17 protein-coding genes are annotated in these 17,021 nt (G+C 66.5%); 9 read left to right on the forward strand and 8 right to left on the reverse strand.

From position 1 onward, the window contains the following. On the reverse strand, window positions 1-960 hold the full coding sequence (locus QRT08_RS06230) for an MBL fold metallo-hydrolase (RefSeq protein ID WP_286045069.1): 960 nt from the start codon (window positions 958-960) through the stop codon (window positions 1-3). Window positions 961-1,072: 112 nt separating this feature from the next. Here QRT08_RS06230 and QRT08_RS06235 point away from each other — a divergent pair, with 112 nt between their 5' ends. Both QRT08_RS06235 and QRT08_RS06240 read left to right on the forward strand, forming a co-directional pair. Continuing rightward, on the forward strand, window positions 1,073-2,212 hold the full coding sequence (locus QRT08_RS06235; protein ID WP_286045070.1) for an acyl-CoA dehydrogenase family protein: 1,140 nt from the start codon (window positions 1,073-1,075) through the stop codon (window positions 2,210-2,212). 38 nt (window positions 2,213-2,250) lie between these two features. Further along, window positions 2,251-2,769, forward strand: a complete 519-nt coding sequence (locus QRT08_RS06240; RefSeq protein WP_286045071.1) for a winged helix-turn-helix domain-containing protein — start codon at window positions 2,251-2,253, stop codon at window positions 2,767-2,769. Here the strand turns inward: QRT08_RS06240 and QRT08_RS06245 are convergent, their stop codons facing one another. From QRT08_RS06245 to QRT08_RS06255, 3 genes are read right to left on the reverse strand one after another with little or no spacing between them, the layout of a single operon-like run. Continuing rightward, on the reverse strand, window positions 2,770-3,204 hold the full coding sequence (locus QRT08_RS06245) for a MaoC/PaaZ C-terminal domain-containing protein (protein WP_286045072.1): 435 nt from the start codon (window positions 3,202-3,204) through the stop codon (window positions 2,770-2,772). It lies immediately after the preceding gene. Then, window positions 3,201-3,623, reverse strand: coding sequence for a PaaI family thioesterase (locus tag QRT08_RS06250; RefSeq protein ID WP_286045073.1), 423 nt, complete (start codon window positions 3,621-3,623; stop codon window positions 3,201-3,203). Before QRT08_RS06250 ends, QRT08_RS06245 begins: the two co-directional genes overlap by 4 nt. Next, window positions 3,623-5,563: a 3-hydroxyacyl-CoA dehydrogenase/enoyl-CoA hydratase family protein gene (locus QRT08_RS06255; RefSeq protein WP_286045074.1), complete on the reverse strand. Its 1,941-nt coding sequence runs from the start codon at window positions 5,561-5,563 to the stop codon at window positions 3,623-3,625. Before QRT08_RS06255 ends, QRT08_RS06250 begins: the two co-directional genes overlap by 1 nt. 120 nt (window positions 5,564-5,683) lie before the next feature. On the opposite strand from QRT08_RS06255, the gene QRT08_RS06260 reads away from it, so the two are divergent. Continuing rightward, entirely contained in the window at window positions 5,684-6,445 is a 762-nt protein-coding gene (locus QRT08_RS06260; RefSeq protein ID WP_286045075.1) for an SDR family NAD(P)-dependent oxidoreductase, read from the forward strand. Between the two features lie 5 nt (window positions 6,446-6,450). Here the strand turns inward: QRT08_RS06260 and lpdA are convergent, their stop codons facing one another. After that, on the reverse strand, window positions 6,451-7,827 hold the full coding sequence (gene lpdA, locus QRT08_RS06265) for a dihydrolipoyl dehydrogenase (protein ID WP_286045076.1): 1,377 nt from the start codon (window positions 7,825-7,827) through the stop codon (window positions 6,451-6,453). Then, window positions 7,827-8,276, reverse strand: a complete 450-nt coding sequence (locus QRT08_RS06270) for a putative iron-sulfur cluster-binding metallochaperone (protein ID WP_286045077.1) — start codon at window positions 8,274-8,276, stop codon at window positions 7,827-7,829. Before QRT08_RS06270 ends, lpdA begins: the two co-directional genes overlap by 1 nt. A 74-nt stretch (window positions 8,277-8,350) precedes the next feature. On the opposite strand from QRT08_RS06270, the gene QRT08_RS06275 reads away from it, so the two are divergent. The 3 genes from QRT08_RS06275 to QRT08_RS06285 all read left to right on the forward strand — a co-directional run bounded on the left by QRT08_RS06275 (window position 8,351) and on the right by QRT08_RS06285 (window position 10,414). Next, window positions 8,351-8,692, forward strand: coding sequence for a winged helix-turn-helix transcriptional regulator (locus tag QRT08_RS06275; protein WP_286045078.1), 342 nt, complete (start codon window positions 8,351-8,353; stop codon window positions 8,690-8,692). A 131-nt stretch (window positions 8,693-8,823) separates the two neighbouring features. After that, window positions 8,824-9,966, forward strand: coding sequence for an ATP-binding protein (locus tag QRT08_RS06280; protein WP_286045079.1), 1,143 nt, complete (start codon window positions 8,824-8,826; stop codon window positions 9,964-9,966). Continuing rightward, a complete protein-coding gene (locus QRT08_RS06285) occupies window positions 9,959-10,414 on the forward strand; it encodes a response regulator (RefSeq protein ID WP_286045080.1) in 456 nt (151 codons plus the stop codon). Before QRT08_RS06280 ends, QRT08_RS06285 begins: the two co-directional genes overlap by 8 nt. Before the next feature lie 114 nt (window positions 10,415-10,528). Here the strand turns inward: QRT08_RS06285 and QRT08_RS06290 are convergent, their stop codons facing one another. Then, window positions 10,529-11,296 carry an SDR family NAD(P)-dependent oxidoreductase gene (locus QRT08_RS06290; RefSeq protein ID WP_286045081.1) on the reverse strand — a complete coding sequence of 256 codons (768 nt, stop codon included), beginning with the start codon at window positions 11,294-11,296 and terminating at the stop codon, window positions 10,529-10,531. Between the two features lie 94 nt (window positions 11,297-11,390). Continuing rightward, the gene (locus QRT08_RS06295; protein WP_286045082.1) at window positions 11,391-12,605 is read right to left on the reverse strand and encodes an acyl-CoA dehydrogenase family protein; all 1,215 of its coding nucleotides are present in this window, start codon (window positions 12,603-12,605) and stop codon (window positions 11,391-11,393) included. Between the two features lie 102 nt (window positions 12,606-12,707). On the opposite strand from QRT08_RS06295, the gene QRT08_RS06300 reads away from it, so the two are divergent. From QRT08_RS06300 to QRT08_RS06310, 3 genes are all read left to right on the forward strand, one after another. Beyond that, a complete protein-coding gene (locus QRT08_RS06300) occupies window positions 12,708-13,772 on the forward strand; it encodes a phosphotransferase family protein (RefSeq protein ID WP_286045083.1) in 1,065 nt (354 codons plus the stop codon). 129 nt (window positions 13,773-13,901) lie between these two features. Beyond that, the gene (locus QRT08_RS06305; protein WP_286045084.1) at window positions 13,902-14,957 is read left to right on the forward strand and encodes a TAXI family TRAP transporter solute-binding subunit; all 1,056 of its coding nucleotides are present in this window, start codon (window positions 13,902-13,904) and stop codon (window positions 14,955-14,957) included. A gap of 3 nt (window positions 14,958-14,960) precedes the next feature. After that, window positions 14,961-16,943: a TRAP transporter permease gene (locus QRT08_RS06310; RefSeq protein WP_286045085.1), complete on the forward strand. Its 1,983-nt coding sequence runs from the start codon at window positions 14,961-14,963 to the stop codon at window positions 16,941-16,943. Window positions 16,944-17,021: the final 78 nt, after the last annotated feature.

Here is a 17,021-nt window from a genome sequence, read left to right on the forward strand (position 1 = left end):
CTACGCGGGCGGGATCAGCCCCTCGAGGTCGGGATCGGAGACGAGGACGTACTCTTTCCCATCGCGTTCGACCACACCAGCCCGTTCGAGGTGATCCAAATGGGCGTAGGCCTCGCCGGGGCCGTGCATGACGTGGATCCCCTCGAGGTCGCCGAACAGTTCCGCGCTGACCTCCCAGGCGTTCGCGGGACCGCCCTCGAGCACGTCGAGGACGCGTTCGGTCCGCTCGCGGTGGTGATCGACGATGTAGCGCGCGCGCCCGGTCGGCTCCTCGATGGCGTCGCGGTGGCCGGGCCAGACCCGCTCGAAGTCGCGCTCGATCAGGGTCCGAAGCGAGTCGAGGTATCTTTCGAGGGGCGCCTCGACCCGGACGTCCGCGCCGCCGACGTTCGGGGTGTAGACGGGTAAAATCGTGTCGCCGACGAACGCTTCGCTCGCCTCGAAGGCGAAACAGCAGAGTCCGGCGGCGTGGCCAGGCGTGTGGAGCGTTTCGAGGTCGAACTCGCCGGTCCCGATCCGCCGGCCGTCCTCGATTTCGGTGACGTCGGCGGGTTCGCCCATGATCGCCATGTGCGAATCGAGGAAGGCGAGCAGTTCCTCGCGCTCGGCGTCGGGCATCCCCCACTCGGCGAACAGTTCGCGCCGTCGCTCGTCGAGTTCGGCGAGCGCCCCGGCACGCTGTTCGATCAGCGGGGCGTCGGCCGCGTGGGCGTAGACGGTCGCGCCGCTTTCGCGCTGTATCTCGCCGGCGAGGCCGGCGTGGTCGGGGTGGAAGTGCGTGAGGACGACCTGCTCGGTGTCCGAAAAGTCGTATCCGTACTCGGCGAGGCCCTCGCGGAGCTGTTCGCGGGTGCGCTCGGTCGCGATCCCGGTGTCGAGAAGCGTCAGGGGTTCGCCCTCCAGGAGATAGGCGGTGTTGCGTCCCTCGAACTCCTCGTTGCCGAGCGCGATGGCGTGCATGACCGACCCTGGAACGCGTCGGTATTAAACACGGGCGTTCCGGCCGGCGTGTCGGTTAACGAATTTCGAGATAGTGGCAAAGATATTTTACAGTAGAATCCGATTCGGCCGTATGGCATTCACGCTGTCCGCCGAACACCGGGCGATCCGCGACGCGGTCCGGGAGTTCGGAGAGGAGGAGATCGCGCCGGTCGCGCGCGAGCACGATGAGGAGGGAAAATACCCCCACGACCTGATCGAGGAGGCCGCTCGCTACGACCTGGTCGCGCCCAATATCCCCGAAAAATACGGCGGGCCGGGGATGGACACGCTGTCGAGCGTGATCGTCACCGAGGAACTCTGGCGGGCGGACCCGGGCATCGGGAGCGCGATCGGTTCCAGAGGATTTGGCTCGAACATGATCCTCGAGTTCGGCGACGAGTGGATGAAAGACGAGTGGCTCACCGCGATCGCGAGCGGCGAGTCGGCGTGTGCGAGCGCGATCAGCGAACCGGCCCACGGGAGCAACGTCGCGGGCATGGAGACGCGAGCGGAACGCGACGGCGACGAGTGGGTTCTCAACGGCAACAAGATGTGGATCACCAACGGCACGGTCGCGGACGTCGCGGTCGTGATGGCGAAGACCGATCCCGACGCCGGCAAACGCGGCATCACCGCCTTCCTCGTGCCCACCGATTCCGATGGGTTCAGCGCCGAGAAGATCGACAACAAGCTCGGCATCCGCGCCTCGGATCTGGCCGAACTGATCCTCGACGACGTGCGCGTCCCCGAGGGGAACGTCATCGGGGAGGTCGACGAGGGCTTTTACCAGCTGATGAACTTCTTCAGCTCCGGTCGCGTGAGCGTCGCCGCCCAGGCGGTGGGCGCGGCACAGGGCGCGCTGGACGCCGCGCTCGAGTACGCGGGCGAGCGCGAGCAGTTCGGCCAGAAGATCGGGGAGTTCCAGGCGATACAGCACAAGCTCGCGGAGATGGCGACCGACGTGGAGGCGGCCCGCTCGCTGACCTACCGGGCGGCGAGCGAGGTCGAGAAGGACGACCGGCGGGCGGCGATGAAGTTCGCGAGCATGGCCAAACTGTTCGCGAGCGAGCACGCCGTCGATGTGGCCGACGAGTCGATCCAGGTCCACGGCGGGGCGGGTTACGTCACCGACCACCCCGCGGAGCGCTACTACCGCGACGCCCGGATCACCAAGATCTACGAGGGGACCAGCGAGATCCAGAAGAACATCATCGCCGACCAGTTGCGCTGATCGAAAGGACCAGTATTCGAGGCGAGAAAGCCGCATTCATGTCAGAGAGCCCCCCGGATTGGGAGTTCAAGGAGCGCGACATCGTCATTCTCAGAGAACTCTCGGCGAACCCGCAGATCTCCTCGCGCAAACTCACCGAAATCCTCGATGAAGAGTACGGGATCGACGTCTCGCACGTGACCGTCAGCGAGTCGATCCGCAAGATGCGCGAGGAGGGCGTCTTCCGCGAGGCGATCGTCCCCAACGAGGAGTACTTCATCTTCGGCCTCTTCGAGTTCAAGTTCAACCCCGAGAACTTCGAGGAGGGGTGGCGCGACGCGATGGAGTACATCCGCGACGACCAGCACACCCTCTTCTATTTCCTCTCGGACGGCGAGTATCAGTGGAAGTCCGTGATGATGTTCCCCGATCGCCGGTCGGAATCGCGCTGGATACACGAGTTCTACAAGGAACACGGCGCGGTGATCGAGAACATCCGCAACTCCGTGATCCACAACGTGCTGAAGTTCCGCACCGACCCCGAACTGCTGAACGACCTCTCGAAACACGGCGAGTGATCAGGTGACGAGCGACAGGACCTCGCACGACAGCACCATCTCGCCGTGCTGGTTCGAGACGGTCGTGTCGTAGCGAACGGTCCCGTTCGCTGTCGGGTGCTCCCGTGGCTCCTTCCCCACGACCTCGCTCCGGACGGCGATCGTATCGCCGACGAACACGGGCGCGACGAACCGGAGGTGGTCGACCCCGTAGAAGGCGACGACGTGCGAGGGGCGATCGCGGGCCTGCCAGAGGAGGCCGGTAGCGACGGAGAAGACCAGCGCGCCGTGTGCGATCCGCTCGCCGAATTCCAACTCGCCCATCCGCTCGGCGTCGGTGTGCAGGCCGTTGAAGTCGCCACTCACGCCGGCGAAGTTCACGAGGTCGGCCTCTGTGATCGTCCGACTCGCCGTTTCGAGGACGTCGCCGACCTCGATCTCGGCGAAGCGGGTCACGACTCTCGAAACAGCCGGTAGGTGATTCGCCCGACGGCGACGGTCTCGGTATCGCTCTCGACCGCCACGTCTGTGACACCCGTCCGACCGCCCGCCCGGAGCACCTCGGCCTCGACGACCAGATCGCCGGTCGCCGGACGCAGGTAGGACACGTCGAGGTCGGTCGTCGCGAGGCGGGCGTTCGCGGGGTCCTCGAAGGTGGTCCGGAGGGCGAAGCCGCTCGCGGTGTCGATCAGCGTGGCCGCGATCCCGCCGTGGATCGACCCGCCGGACCCGGGGTTGCGAAGGTCCTCGCTTCCGGGAACGCTCATGCGGACGCGTCCCCGCTCGACGGCGTCGAGTTCCACTCCGAGCCACGAGAGATACCCATGCTCGGTGATGAACGACTGGAGCCCGTCGGTATCGAGTTCGCTCGTCATCACTCCCCCCGGAACTCGGGTTCGCGGTTCTCCGAGAAGGCCGCGGTGCCCTCGGCGACGTCCTCGGTACCGAGCAGGATCCCGAACGCCTGGGACTCCATCTCCAGACCTGCCTCCATGTCCCCATCGCGCCCCCGGTTCATCACCCGTTTGGCCTTCCGCAGGGCGATCGGCGGGCCCTCGACGAGATCCGAGACGAACTCCTCGACTGTCGTCTCGAACTCGCCCTCCGAAACGGCGCGGTTGATCAGCCCCCACTCGGCCGCACGCTCGGCGTCGATGTGGTTCCCGCGGAAGACCAGTTCCTTCGCCCGGGCATCGGGGAGCATTCGGATCGCGCGCTGGGTTCCGCCGCCGCCCGGAATCAGCCCGAGGTCGATCTCAGGGAAGCCGAACGTCGAGCCGTCCGTGGCGATCCGGAGATCGCAGGCCAGCGCGAGTTCGAACCCACCGCCTAAACAGTAGCCCTCGATCTTCGCGAGCGTGGGCCGGGGGAACTCCGCGACCACGCGGTGGACGGGCGTGACCTCCTTCTCGTGGGGTTCGATCCCCGAAAAGCCGGTGATGTCCGCCCCGGCACAGAACGCCCGGTCGCCCGCCCCCTCGAAGGTCACGGCTCGAACCGCGTCTAGATCCGCGTCTTCGAGCGCGTGGACGATCTCGTCGGCCATCTCCCGGCTCAGCGCGTTGAGCCGCTCGGGCCGGTCGAGGGTGATTTCGAGCAGTCCCCCCTCCAGCGTGGTGCTGATGGTGACGTAGTCGTGCTCGTCGCCGTACTCGTAGAAGCCCGCGCCCGCGTCCTTCCCGGTCCTGCCCGATGCGACCAACTCGCGGAGGTAGTCGACGGGTTCGTAGCGGGCGGCCCCTGACTCCTCGTACAGGGTTTCGAGCTTTTCGAGCACCCGATCCAGCCCGAGTTCGTCGGCCCGACGGCAGGGCCCCTCGGGAAAGCCTGCCCCGAGTCTGAGCCCGGTGTCGATCGCCTCGGGGGTCGCGACCTCGTCGCCGATCAGTTTCGCGGCCTCGTTGATCATCCTCGCCTCGATCCGCACGGTGTCGACGCCCTCGCCCTGATCGCGTTCGTAGTCGGCTCCCTCGCCCGATTCGTAGTCGTAGTATCCCTTGCCGGTCTTCCGACCGAGTTCCTCGGCCTCGACCTTCTCCTCCACGATGGGCGGGACCTCCTTGCCCGCCTCCGTGCGGACGTGATAGCCGACGTCGATCCCGGTCAGATCGCCGAGTTCGAACGGTCCCATCGGGTAGTTCCTCCGAAAGACCATCGCGGCGTCGACCTCCCGAATCCCGTAGAGCCCCTCCGAGACCATCCAGCCGGCCTCGTCGCCGAACGGCCCCAACACGCTGTTGACGACGAAGCCGTTGACGTCCTTTTCGACGTGGATCGGCGTCTTGCCGAGCGACTCGACGAACGCGGAGGCGGTTTCCGCGGTCTCGTCGCTCGTCTCGGCCCCGTAAACGACCTCGACGAGGTCCATCTTCACCGGCGGGTTGAAGAAGTGCGTCCCACAGACCCGCTCGGGCCGGTCGGTCGCGCCCGCGATCTCGGTGATCGACAGCGAGGAGGTGTTCGTCGCGAGGATCGCGTCGTCGGTGTACTCGTCGAGCTCCGCGAAGATCTCCTTTTTGAGGTCCATCCGTTCGGGAGCGGCCTCGATGACGAGGTCGGCCCCGGCGACGGCGGCTTCGAGGTCCACTTCGATCTCGATCCGTGAGAGCACTCCTTCTGGATCCTCGTCGATGAGGTCCTTCTCGGCGAGCTTCTCGAGGCTCCACTCGATCGAACTGTACCCGTCCTCGACGAACTCCCGTTCGACGTCGCGCATCGTCACGTCGTAGCCCGAAAGCGCGACGACCTCCGCGATCCCGTGGCCCATGTTGCCCGCGCCGAGCACCGCGACGCGCTCTATCTCCTCGACGGTCATGGGTTCGGGTCCGGGCACGACCGCCTTAACTCCACCGACGGGAATTAGCACTGTTTCTATACGTTCGGTTTTCGACAACGACGGTATTTATCCGTTCGAGTTCCGTGGGGGTTGGTAATCATGGCTGGAAGACGGTTCGAAGGCCGGACGGCACTGGTGACGGGGGCGGCCGCGGGAATCGGTCGGGCGACCGCGAAGCGACTGGCGAGCGACGGCGTCGTCACCGACGTCGACGGCGAGGGCGGCGAGGAGACGCTCGCCCTGCTCGAAAACGAGGGCGGGAACAGCGAGTTCCGGGAACTGGACGTGACCGACGCCGGCGGGTTCGAGGAGTGTGTAGAGGAGGTCGCGGCCGAACGAGGCCTCGACGCCCTCGTGAACAACGCCGGGATCGGCCACGAGACGGCGGCCGTCGAGGAGACCGACCGCTCGACGCTGGACCGGGTGATCGACGTCAACTGCAAGGGCGTCTGGAACGGCTGTCGGGCGGCGCTTCCAATCATGAAAGCGCAGGAATCGGGTGTGATCGTCAATGTGGCTTCGCTCGCCGGACTGATCGGCCTCCCCAAACAGGCCGCCTACTCGCTTACGAAGGGCGCGGTGGTGAACTTCACGCGGACCGTGGCCGTCGAAGCGGGCCCCTACGGGGTGCGCGCGAACGCGGTCTGTCCGGGCTTCATCGAGACCGCGTTGGGCGAGGCGTTCTTCGAGGGGCGGGACGATCCCGAGAAGGCCAGAGCGCGAATGGAGGCCCAGTACCCACTGAAACGCCTCGGTCGCCCGGAGGAGGTCGCCGACGCCATCGCGTATCTCGCCAGCGACGAGGCGAGTTACGTCACCGGTCACGGCCTCGTCCTCGACGGCGGTTACTCGATCGCGTAGGCGGGTTACGACGGCCGGTGGACGCCGCCCGCCGCCGAGTTGATGCTCTCGGGCAGGGTCGGATGGACGTGCATCGTGTTCGCGACGTCGGCGGCCGTCGCGCCGAGTTCGATCGCGAGTACGAGTTCGTGGACGATCTCCGCGCCCTGCTCGCCGACGACGTGCGCGCCGAGCAGTTCGTCGGTCTCGGCGTCCGTCACCAGCTTCACGAACCCCTCGGTCTCGCCGAGCGCCTTCGGTTTGCCCTGTTCGGCGAGGTCCTGTCGACCGATCCCGACCTCGTGGCCCGCCTCGCGGGCCTCCCGCTCGGTCAGGCCGACGTGACCCACCTGCGGGTCGGTGAACACCGCCCACGGGACGACCCGGCCCTCGGTGCTGACCTCCTCGCCCTTCGCGAGGTGGCGATACAGCAGGTCGGCGTCGTCGCGGGCCGAATGGGTGAACATCGGCGGGCCGCTCACGTCCCCGATCGCGTAGACGCCGTCGGCGGTCGTCTCGAACCCGTCGGCGGTCTCGACGAATCCGCGCTCGTCGAGGGCGACGCCCGCCTCCTCGAGGCCGATCCCGTCGGTGTTGGGCGTGCGTCCCGCGGCCAACAGGACCTCGGCGGCCGTCGTCTCGACGGTCCCGTCGGGCCCGTCGGCCCGGATGACGACGTCGCCGTCGGACGCGAGGCTCGTGACGGGCGTTTCGGTGCGAACGTCGATCCCCTCGTCGGCGAAGACGTCCTCGATCACCTCGCTCACGGCCGGCTCCTCCCGCGGGAGGAGTCGCTCGCCGCGCTGGAAGACGGTCACGTCAGCGCCGAACCGGCCGTACATCTGGGCGTACTCACAGCCGACGTAGCCGCCGCCGATCACGACCAGCGAGTCGGGCACCACGTCGAGTTCCAGCATGTCGGTGCTGTCGAGCACCTCGATCTCGTCGAGGCCGTCGATCGGCGGTCTCGCGGGGCAGGCGCCCGTGTTGATGACGACCCGGTCGACGGCGAGCGTCCGGTCGCCGATCCGGAGTTCGTGGGCCGACTCGAAGACGCCGCGGCCCTCGACGAGCGTGAGGTTCTCGTTGTCCTCGACGTTCTCGTAGGCACCCTCTCGGATGCTCTCGACGATGGCGTCCTTGCGCCGGACGATGGCCTCCAGGTCGGCTTCGATGGGCCCGTCGACGTCGATCCCGAACTCCTCGCTTCGACGGGCGAGGTTCGCGACCTCGGCGCTGCGGAGCATCGTCTTCGTCGGAATGCAGCCGCGGTTGAGGCACGTCCCGCCCAGCAGGTCCTCCTCGACGAGCGCGACCTCCATCCCCGAGTAGGCGCACTTCATCGCGACCGGGAGGCCGGCCATGCCGCCGCCGAGAACGAGCAGATCGTATCCGTCGCTCATCAGTCGGCGGCCTCCGTCTTCGCCTCGTCGATCGCCTCCCGAACGTTCGCCAGACAGCACCCGCCGAGCGGGCTCTTCCAGCGACAGGCACACTCCTCGCTCTGCACGCGCTCGGTGATCCACTCCGCGATGTTCGTCTCGCCGTTCTCGGCGACGTCCTCGCGGACGTGGGACTTGTCGTAGCCGAAACAGTAACACAACGGGTACGGATCGGCGTCGGATTCCAGCTTGAAGTTCGGACGCTCGCGGATGGCGTCGGTTTCGAAACGCTGGTCGAGTTCGTCGGCGAAGTAGACGACCGGGCAGTCCTGCGTTTTACAGATCCGGTACTGGGCGTCGTCCTCGATCGTCTGATTCTCGAACGGTTCGACCATGTTGCGGACCGTTTCGGTCGGGATCCGTCGGGCGTCGTGGCCACACTCCGGACACGGTGCGGTCGATTCCGGCATGTCCTCCCGTTCGGCGAGAAGGGACTTAAGCCGGCGAGTCGAAGGGAGTAGAGTAACTTGGAGACGATAAAGTTATGGCCGATTCGACCCCCACGACGTGTGACGCCGACGGGACCTGCTACTGTCCGCTCGCGAGCGTGCTCGACACCCTCAGTGGGAAGTACGCGATGGGCGTCCTCAGCATCGTCGACGCCCACGGACCGGTTCGGTTCGCCGAGATCGAACGGCGGCTCCCGAGCGCGAGCGCGTCGACGGTCTCCACACGACTGAAGGAGTTGCGGGAGACCGGCCTGCTCGTCCGAACCCAGTACGACGAGATCCCGCCACGGGTCGAGTACGAACTGACCGACGACGGGAAGGACGTTCGAGGGCGACTCGACCCGCTGTTGGACTGGGTGACGGAAACGGAACGCTAACCACGCGTGGGACCGCCCCCGAGCGCCCGACGGGTCTCGGAACCACCGAGGCGGGATCGCTACGAGCCGTCATGCGAAACGGATGATAAATATAATAATATTTATTATAGTGCTATAGAAATTAAAACCGAATGGTTCGCGCCGCATCCGTCGTGCTGGGGAGGGGTGTCATCATTCTTCTCGGTCAGATATACCTCCTCGTCGCCGTAGCGCCATACGTACTGGCCGATACGGGCACGCCGTTCGGGACTACCCCGGTAGAGCTCGCGTTGGTGGCCGTTCCGGGGTTCATACTCCTCTACGGCGGGTATCGACTGAGGGGGTCGGACATCGCTCCCGAGTTCTACCCGACCATCGCTATCTGGTGTCTGAGCGGATTCGGGCTGATGGTCGTCATCCTCGCGCTCTATCACGTCCAGCCCGCCACCAGCATCTCCAACCCGGGCCGGGCCGTCCCCATGCTCACGGCGCTCAGCAGCGTCGCGGGCTACGGGGCGGGCATCCACAACGCACGGGCCAAGGAACTCAAGCGCACGCGGGAGCGCCTCGACACCACGGTCGAGCGACTCCGCACGTCGAACCAGCGCCTCGAACAGTTCGCCTACGCCGCCTCCCACGACCTCCAAGAACCCCTCCGGATGGTCTCGAGCTACCTCCGCCTCCTCGAACGCCGCTGCGAGAACGACCTCGACGACGAGGGAAAGGAGTACCTCGAGATCGCCGTCGACAGCGCCGACCGCATGAGCGCGATGGTCGACGGTCTCCTCAGGTACTCCCGCGTCGCCTCGAACGACGACCCCCTCGAACCGGTCGACCTCGACGCCGTCCTCGCGGACGTTCGAAGCGACCTCCGCATGCAGATCCAAGAAACCGACGCCGAGATCACGGCCCACCCGCTCCCCGAGGTCATGGGCCAGGCGGACCAGCTCCACCAGGTGGTCCAGAACCTGCTGTCGAACGCAATCCACTACAGCGGCGAGGGGCCCCCACGCATCGACGTCTCGGCCGAACGGACCGACAAAGACGAGATGTGGACCGTCACCGTCCGCGACGAGGGGATCGGGATCGACCCGCTGGACGCCGACTCGATCTTCGACCTGTTCCAGCGGGTCCCCACGGACGGGGGCCACGACGGGTCGGGGATCGGCCTCGCGCTCTGTGAGCAGATCGTCGAACGCCACGGCGGCGAGATCTGGGTGGAGTCCGAACCCGGCGAGGGGTCGGCGTTTTCGTTCACGCTGCCCGCCGTCGAGGGAGGCGACGGGGATGAGTGACTACGCGTTCGATCCGGTGGACATCCTGCTCGTCGAGGACAACCCCGGCGACGTCAAACTCACCCAGGAGGCGTTCAAGGAGGGCCAGATCGCGAACACGCTTCACGTCGTCACCGACGGGGTCGAGGCGCTGGATTTCCTCTTCCAGCGGGGCGAGTACGCCGACGCGCCGCGGCCCGATTTCGTCCTGCTCGACCTCAATCTCCCGCGCAAGAACGGCGACGAGGTGCTCGAGGAACTGCGCGCAGACCCCGAGTGCAAGGACGTTCCGGTGATAATCCTCACGGGATCGAGCGCACAGGAGGACGTGATTCGCTCGTACGAACTCGCCGCGAACGCCTATCTGACGAAGCCGGTCGATCCGGGCGAGTTCATCCAGACGATCCTCTCGACGGAACGGTACTGGCTGTCGGTCGTCCGGTTGCCGACCGACGCGGATCTCGACTGAGAGCGAACGTCAGAGAGTCGTTCGTACTTCGCTACCGGCATCGAGACTCCGTCGTCCGCGTCGCCCCGCGAAACGCATCTCTGCTGCGGCCGGCTACAGGTACGAACGACCCTGTCAGACCTCCGGCGTCTCCTCGACGCGGGGCACCCCGCCGGCGGTAATCGTCTCGCCGACGACGTACGAGGAGGCGGGGCTGGCGAGGAACTGCGCGACGTCGGCGATCTCCTCGGGGAGGCCGATCCGGCGTTCGACCTCTCCGCGCTCGATTCGCTCCGCGGAGACCCCCATCTGGCTCTCGACGCCGGGCGTGGCGACGAACCCCGGCGCGATGCAGTTGACCCTGACGCCCTCGCCGGCCCACTCCGCCGAAAGCGTCGTCGTGAGGTTGATGATCCCCGCCTTCGCCGCGCCGTAGTGGCTCATGTACGGCGACCCGCGCTGGCCGGCGACCGACGCGAGATTGATCACCGTACCGCCGCCGTCTTTCAGGTGCTCGCCGGCGGCCTGCGTGCAGTGGTAGGTCCCGTGCAGGTTGATGTCCACGATGGTTCGCCACCCGTTCTCCGAGATGTCGTCGAAACCGGCCATGAAGCTCGCGCCCGCGTTGTTGACGAGACAGTCCACGCCCCCGTACTCCTCGACCGTCGCCTCGACCAGCGCCTCGACGGCCCCCCGATCCGTCACGTCGCACTCGACGGCCAGCGCATCGCCGCCCGACTCTCGAACGTCCTCGGCGACCGGATCGACGTTGTCCTGCTCGCGCGAGCAGACGACGACCCGCGCGCCCTCGTCGGCGAATCGCTCCGCGATGGACCGGCCGATCCCGCTCGAGGCCCCCGTGACGATCGCCACCTGCCCGTCGACGCCGAACCGTCCGCTCATCGCCCCGATCCGCCGTGAATTGTCGTTACCATTGGTAGTACGATGATCGATTTTTCGTCCATCGTTAATAAGCGTTCGTCCCAATCGAGTACGCCTACCCTCCGTATCGGGTGATCGACTCGATTTCCTCCGGGCGGACCTCGGAGAGCGCCTCCCGGGCGATCACGCGCTTGTGGACCTCGTCGGCCCCGTCGACCAGCCGGAACTGGCGGGCGTTCTCGTAGAAATCGGCGAGGGGGAGGTCCTTGCCGATGCCGTTCGCGCCACAGAGTTGGAGGCAGTCGTCGATCACCTCCTGCACCGTGTTCGCGGCGAACACCTTCGCCATCGAGACGGGGATGCGGGCCTCGCCGCCCGAATCGATCTCGCGGGCGGCGTGGCGCACCATCGTCCGCGCGGCGTGGAGGTTCGTCTCCGCCTCGGCGATCGTAAATCGGATCGCCTGTTTCTCGGCCAGCGGGCCGTCGAAGGCCTCGCGCTCGCTGACGTAGGCCTTGGCGACGTCGAGCGCACGTTCCGCCATCCCCGAATACCGCATACAGTGGGTCAGTCGGGCGGGCCCGAGGCGCTGCTGGGCGTGGGAAAAGCCCTCGTTCAGTCCTCCGAGGAGGTTCCCCTCGGGGATCCGAACCCCGTTGTAGCGGATCTCGGCGTGGCTCATGCCCGAGACCTCGCCGCCGACGTGGGGGATGTTTCGGACGACCTCCACACCATCGGTATCGCTCGGGACGAGAAACAGCGAACAACCGGCGTAGGGATGGGCCTCCGGGTCCGTGCGGGCCATCACGATCAGCACGTCGGCCTCCGCGCCCTGCGTGGTCCACCACTTGTGCCCGTCGATCACCCACTCGTCGCCCTCCTTTCTCGCCTCGGTCTTGAGCATCTTCGGGTCCGACCCGCCTCCCTGGATCGGTTCGGTCATCGAGAATCCTGAACGAACCTCCCCGGCGGCGAGCGGTTTTAACCATTCTTCTTTCTGCTCGTCGGTCCCGAACAGTTCCAGCGTGTGCATGTTGCCCTCGTCGGGGGCGTCGACTCTCAGGGCGGCCGGCCCCAGCAGGCTTCTCCCTGCGGCCTCGAAAACGGGTAACATATCCCGGTAGCTCAGGCCCTGTCCGCCGTATTTTTCGGGGAGGTGCGGCGCGTACAGCCCGCGCTCGCGGGCGGCCTCTCGAAGCCCCTCGACCTGCCCCTCCGAGACCGGACCGCTCCCCAGAACCTCCCGTTCGACGGGAATCACCTCCTCATCGAGGAACTCGCGGGTCCGGGCGGCGAACTCGCGCGCACGCTCCGTGTCGTCGTACTCCATACGGGGGCATGGAGAATACACTGTAAAAGCATTCCCCCGGGTGAGCACAGATCGGTAACGCCGTCCCATAGCTATTCATACGGCGACGCGGTATCGGGGCGCATGACCGACGCGAGCGAGACCTACTTCGAGCGCCTCGTCGACGAGGGGGCGCTCGCCGACTACCTCGAGGGCGAACTCGGTTCCGTAGAGCGCTACTCCGTGTCCCACCACCAGGAGGGGCACTCGAACGAGACGCTGTTCGTGACGTGGGGCGAGCAGGAACTGGTGATCCGCCGCCCGCCGCCGGGCGAGGTCGCAGAAACCGCCCACGACGTGCTCCGGGAGTACCGGGTGATGGACGCCTTACAGGGGACCGAGGTTCCGCTTCCGGACACGCTGCTCGCCTGCGAGGACCACGACGTCATGGGCAGCGACTTCTACGTCATGGAACGGGTCGAAGGCGACGTCCTGCGCGAGAGCGAACCCGAACGGTTCGCCGACCACAGGGAGGCGGTTGGCCACGAACTCGTCGATTCCCTCGTCGCCATCCACGAGGTGGATCTCGAAGGGGTAGGGTTAGGGGAGTTCGGCCGACCCGCCGGCTACACCGACCGGCAGGTCGAGCGCTGGGGCGACCAGATCGAGTGGGCCACCGAGGTCACGAGCGAGGAACGCGAGGTCCCCACCCTCGAGGAAGTCGGCGACTGGCTCGAGGCCAACCGCCCCGACTCGCACCCCCACACGCTGGTTCACGGCGACTACAAACTCGACAACGTGATGTTCGCGCCCGGTACGCCGCCCGAACTCGTCGCGGTCTTCGACTGGGAGATGAGCACGCTGGGCGACCCGCTCGCCGACTTGGGCTGGATGCTTTCGTACTGGCGCGACTCGAAGGACCCCGAACCCGCGATCCCCGAACTCACCGCGCGGTTCATGGAGCAAGAGGGCTATCCGACCCGTCGGGAACTGGTCGAACGCTACGAGGAACGGTCAGGAATCGAGTTCGAGGACGAGCGCTTTTACCGCGCGCTCGCGGTCTACAAACTCGCCGCCCTCGGCGAGATGTTCTTCCGGCGGTACCTCGAAGGGAACTCCGACGATCCGATGTATCCGAAGATGCGCGAGCGCGTCCCGGCGCTCGCACAGCGCGCGGAGCGCATCGTCGAGGGCGACGAACCGCTCTGAGCGGCCGCCGGCCGTCGAACGATCCTCAATAGTTATTACGGATGAGTGGGAACGGACTACGCGGTACGTGTTAACAATGGTAATCGATCCGAGCGGTTCGGGAAACAGCGCACACGGGGCGTGGGGCGAATGGTGAACGATCACGGACGAATCGACCGGCGGACGTTTCTCGCGGCGACCGGAGCGGGGGCGATGGCGCTCGCGGGCTGTATCGGCGGCGACGACCCACAACCGGTCGACGAGGGCGGGAACGGCGGTTCGGAGGGGGAGACGACCCTGCGGATGCGGACGTCGACCTCGACGACGGCGGCCTACGCCGCGAACCAGGGGATCGCGGCGGCGATAAACGAGAACACCGACGACCTGTTCGTCGAGGCCCAGACCAGCCCCGGGACCGAGGCCAACATCGGCGCGCTTCAAAGTGGCGAGGCCGAGATGGTCTACATCCAGAACTGGACGACCGCCGACATCCGGGAGGGCGTCGAGCCGTTCGGCGACCTCGATTTCACGCTCAATCAGGTGTTTCACTACTACGACCTGCCGTGGTTCTTCTGTTCGGGCAACGAGGACCTGAGTTCGCTCGCCGACATCGGGGCGGGGACGACCGTTTCGCCGACGCCCCGCGGGTCCGGAACGGCCGCGGCGCTCGAACACGCGCTGAGCTACGCCACCGAGGAGTACGAGCGGGTCAGCGAGGACTACGGAGAGCAGGCGGGCGCGATGAACGAGGGTCGCCTCGACGTCGGCGTCGGCACCTACCTGAACTTCGAGATCGTCCCCGGGTGGCTCCAGGAGATGATGGGCACGGTCGACCTCCGAGTTCTGGAGGTTCCCGAGGGGGTCGCCGGCGAGTGGGAGGGCGACGAGCGCCTGCTGGTCGAGTCGTTCCCCGGCGAGGAACTCGCGGACGCCGCCTTCGCCCCCGAGGAGGTCCGGAGCATCACCTTCGCGTACAACTTCGTCTGTCGGAACGACCTCGATTACGACGCGGTCTACGGCTTCCTCGAGACGATGTACGACGAGCGCGACGGGTTGGCGGAGTACCACGCCCTGTTGAGCCGGCTCGAAGACGAGTCGTTCTGGATCCAGAACGCCTACGAGGGCGTCCCCTTCCACCCCGCGGCCGCGGACTTCTACGAGGAGATCGGCGTCTGGAACGAGGAGCTACAGCGCGGAGAGGGGTAGCCCGTGTCGACCCGGAGCGCGCCCCGATGGCTGACGCCGCTTTCCGCGCTCAGGGCGAGCGTCTACCTGCTCGGGGTGACCTTTACCCTCTATACGATCTACTACGCCTACTCGCTGTTCTTCATCCGGATCCGGTACTCGAACCTCTTCGTCGGTATGGGGATCGCGCTCTTCTATCTCCACACCGCCCTCGAACGGTATCGGGGTCGAACCGACGAACCGGAGGGCGAACTCCGTTCGCTCGTCCGTCGAATCGACCCGCCCTTCGCGCTCGCGTTGGCGGGCCTCGCGCTCTGGTCGACCGCCTACGTCGAACTCGAGTTCGAGCGGCTGTTCTACGACGCGCCCGTCGTGGGCTACACCACGAACGACCTCCTGATCGGCGTGGCGCTGATCGCGCTCGCGGTCGACGCCACCCGCAGGGCGTTCGGCAACGCCATCGCCGGCGTCACGATCGCCGCGATCGTCTACGCTCATTCACTCGTCGGCCCGAACATGCCCGGCGTCCTCCGGCACACGGGGATGACGTGGGAGCAGATCGCCCGCGACGGCGCGATCGGGCTGACGGGGGTGTACCACGACACGCTGATGGGGATCGGTGGGACGTGGGTCGCGATCTTCATCATGTTCGCGGGGATCGCGAAGGCCTACGGCCTGATGGACTTCGTCCTCGACGCGGGCCGCGAACTCGGGTCGAGCCTCCACACCGGCGTCGTCCAGGTCGCCGTGATCGCGAGCATGATCATGGGCTCCATTACCGGGAGTGCGGCCGCAAACACCGCCACGACGGGGAGTTTCACCATCCCGATGCTCAAGGACCAGGGCGTGCGCGACGACTTCGCCGCCGCGATCGAGGCGGTCGCCTCGGCGGGCGGACAGATGCTTCCGCCCGTAATGGGCGTCGCCGCCTTTCTCATGGCCGACATCATCGGCGTCCCGTACGTCGACGTCATCCGGGCGGGGCTGATCCCCGCCGCGCTGTTCTACCTGAGCGTTGGGATCGGCGTTCACTTCGCAGTACTGAAGTTCGGGTGGACCACCGAACGAACCGAGGCGTTCGACCCGCGGATCCTCCTCGAAGGAGCACACTTCGCGATCCCGTTGGGTGTACTGCTCTACACGCTCGTGATCCTGCGGTACTCGCCGCTATCGGCCGGGATGTACACCATCTTCACGATCGTCGGGGTCGTCGCGCTCAGGAACGCCTACGTCGACGGCGCCTCGGCCGACACCGCCGTCGTGACCGTCCGCCAGACCGTGACCGGGCTGTATCGCGGCGGCGTCGAGATGGCTCCGCTGGTGGGCGTGCTCGCGGCGATGGGAGTCATCATCGAACTGCTGACCCAGACGGGGCTCGCCCAGCGCGTGAGCACGCTCATCGTCGGCCTCGGGGGGAGTAGTCTGGTAGTCGTCCTCCTGCTGGCGATGCTCGCGAGCATCCTCTTCGGGCTGGGAATGCCCACGCCCGCCGCGTACATCCTCGTCGTGATCCTGGTCGCCCCCGGCGTGATCCAGATGGGCGTCGCCGAGATCACCACCCACATGTTCGTCTTCTACTTCGCGATGCTGTCGGCGATAACCCCACCAGTAGCGATCTCCGTGGCCGTCGGCTCGCGGATCGCGGGCACGAGCTTCCTCCGCTCGTGTCTGCAGGCGCTGCGAATCGGCGCGCCCGGCTTCGTCATCCCCTTCGCGTTCGTCACCAACGACAGCCTGATCTACTGGTCGTTCCCCGAGACGCTCGTTTCATTCCCGCTCGTGCTCGCCGGGACGGTCGGGCTGATCGTCGCTACCGTAGGGTATGACGGGAACCGGACCCTCGGAGCGGTTCGTCGAGTTCTCTACACCGCGCTCGCGGTCGGCGCGATGTTCGGCACCGTCGGCCATCCGGCGATCCAGATCGCGAGCGCGCTCGCGGTCGTCTCGATGCTCGCCGTCTCGAACACGGCGGTCAGCTCACGCCTTCGAACACCGACGAAGAACTGAGATCCGACGGACCACCGCGTTTCGCGAGGGCGAGTACACATATTCACCCGGCGAAAACCGCCCCGTGGATTTTTCGTT

Source organism: Halalkalicoccus sp. NIPERK01 (genome assembly GCF_030287405.1).
Lineage (GTDB): Archaea > Halobacteriota > Halobacteria > Halobacteriales > Halalkalicoccaceae > Halalkalicoccus.

Excerpts from the sequence above, each read along its gene's own strand:
- QRT08_RS06240 (WP_286045071.1), top strand. The coding sequence starts at position 2,251 with ATGTCAGAGAGCCCCCCGGATTGGGAGTTCAAGGAGCGCGACATCGTC.
- QRT08_RS06270 (WP_286045077.1), bottom strand. The coding sequence starts at position 8,276 with ATGCCGGAATCGACCGCACCGTGTCCGGAGTGTGGCCACGACGCCCGA.
- QRT08_RS06280 (WP_286045079.1), top strand. The coding sequence starts at position 8,824 with ATGGTTCGCGCCGCATCCGTCGTGCTGGGGAGGGGTGTCATCATTCTT.
- QRT08_RS06300 (WP_286045083.1), top strand. The coding sequence starts at position 12,708 with ATGACCGACGCGAGCGAGACCTACTTCGAGCGCCTCGTCGACGAGGGG.
- QRT08_RS06250 (WP_286045073.1), bottom strand. The coding sequence starts at position 3,623 with ATGACGAGCGAACTCGATACCGACGGGCTCCAGTCGTTCATCACCGAG.
- QRT08_RS06295 (WP_286045082.1), bottom strand. The coding sequence starts at position 12,605 with ATGGAGTACGACGACACGGAGCGTGCGCGCGAGTTCGCCGCCCGGACC.
- QRT08_RS06260 (WP_286045075.1), top strand. The coding sequence starts at position 5,684 with ATGGCTGGAAGACGGTTCGAAGGCCGGACGGCACTGGTGACGGGGGCG.
- QRT08_RS06255 (WP_286045074.1), bottom strand. The coding sequence starts at position 5,563 with ATGACCGTCGAGGAGATAGAGCGCGTCGCGGTGCTCGGCGCGGGCAAC.
- QRT08_RS06290 (WP_286045081.1), bottom strand. The coding sequence starts at position 11,296 with ATGAGCGGACGGTTCGGCGTCGACGGGCAGGTGGCGATCGTCACGGGG.
- QRT08_RS06305 (WP_286045084.1), top strand. The coding sequence starts at position 13,902 with ATGGTGAACGATCACGGACGAATCGACCGGCGGACGTTTCTCGCGGCG.
- QRT08_RS06230 (WP_286045069.1), bottom strand. The coding sequence starts at position 960 with ATGCACGCCATCGCGCTCGGCAACGAGGAGTTCGAGGGACGCAACACC.
- lpdA (WP_286045076.1), bottom strand. The coding sequence starts at position 7,827 with ATGAGCGACGGATACGATCTGCTCGTTCTCGGCGGCGGCATGGCCGGC.
- QRT08_RS06275 (WP_286045078.1), top strand. The coding sequence starts at position 8,351 with ATGGCCGATTCGACCCCCACGACGTGTGACGCCGACGGGACCTGCTAC.
- QRT08_RS06285 (WP_286045080.1), top strand. The coding sequence starts at position 9,959 with ATGAGTGACTACGCGTTCGATCCGGTGGACATCCTGCTCGTCGAGGAC.
- QRT08_RS06235 (WP_286045070.1), top strand. The coding sequence starts at position 1,073 with ATGGCATTCACGCTGTCCGCCGAACACCGGGCGATCCGCGACGCGGTC.